1 pseudogene is annotated in these 1,058 nt (G+C 35.7%); it reads right to left on the bottom strand.

Annotation, left to right across the window (positions count from 1 at the left end):
- Positions 1-18: 18 nt before the first annotated feature.
- Positions 19-1,058, bottom strand: a pseudogene (locus tag ACIPKN_RS26880) (IS3 family transposase); the annotation flags it as partial.

Genomic DNA, 1,058 nt, shown 5'->3' with positions numbered 1-1,058 from the left:
GAAATAATAAAAAATGTATTAAGCGGCTTGAGTCCTGAATTCTAACGGACTCAAGCCGTTTAATCGTTTCTGATAACGATAGTAATTATAAAAATGAATATAATCATCAATCGCTAGTTTTAACTCTTCATATGAATCGTACTTATGTAAATAATACTTCTCACACTTCAATGTGCCCCAAAATGATTCAATTGGTCCGTTATCAATACATCGACCAACACGGGACATACTTTGTGTCATATTGGCGTTCTCCACAATTCGCTTAAATTCCTTCGATGTATATTGAAAACCTCGATCACTATGTATTAATGGCTGCTCGCCTGATTGTAATGATTGAATAGCTGATTTTATTGTTTTGAAAACAAGGGAATTATTATTCGAATGACCTAACACATAACTCACAATTGAACCATCATATAAATCGATAATTGCACTTAAATAAGCTTTTTTCCCGTTTCCATACTTAAGCTCTGTGACATCTGTACACCATTTTTCATTTGGCTTTTTCGATGTAAATGCTCGATTTAATACGTTCTCAGCCACATGATGTGCTGGGGATTTACGATAAGGCTTGCGCTTTCTACGAATAACAGACTTCAATCCACTAATCTGCATTAAACGATAAATACGCTTTTCGTTAACCATCGCTTGATTATTTTCTTTTCGCTGACGATTGATTGTCAACGTTGTACGACGATAGCCGTAAATACCATCTACTTGTTTGTAAAGGAGATGAATGTCCTTTAAAATTGCTTCATTTTCAACTTCTCTGTTAGAAGGCTTGCGACTTAGCCACTTATAGTAAGCTGCACGCGAAACACCAGCTATTTCACATAGTAAAAGAATCGAAAGTTCTTCCTCTCGATGTAATTCTTGAATCGCTAAATAGCGTTGCTGTAGACGTATTTGGCTTAACGACGCCTCCTTTCGATTTCCTCTAACTTTTTTAAAAATAGATTTTCTGCACGTAAACGTTCATTTTCACGTTCAATACGTTGAATCTCAAATTTCAATTTCTCCTCAACGGTTAATTCGACTTCATCTTTTGTGCGACCACG

Origin of the sequence: Lysinibacillus sp. NPDC086135 (assembly GCF_044746345.1) — a bacterium.
Taxonomy (GTDB): Bacteria; Bacillota; Bacilli; order Bacillales_A; family Planococcaceae; genus Lysinibacillus.
This window is presented reverse-complemented; position numbering and strand designations above follow the sequence as displayed.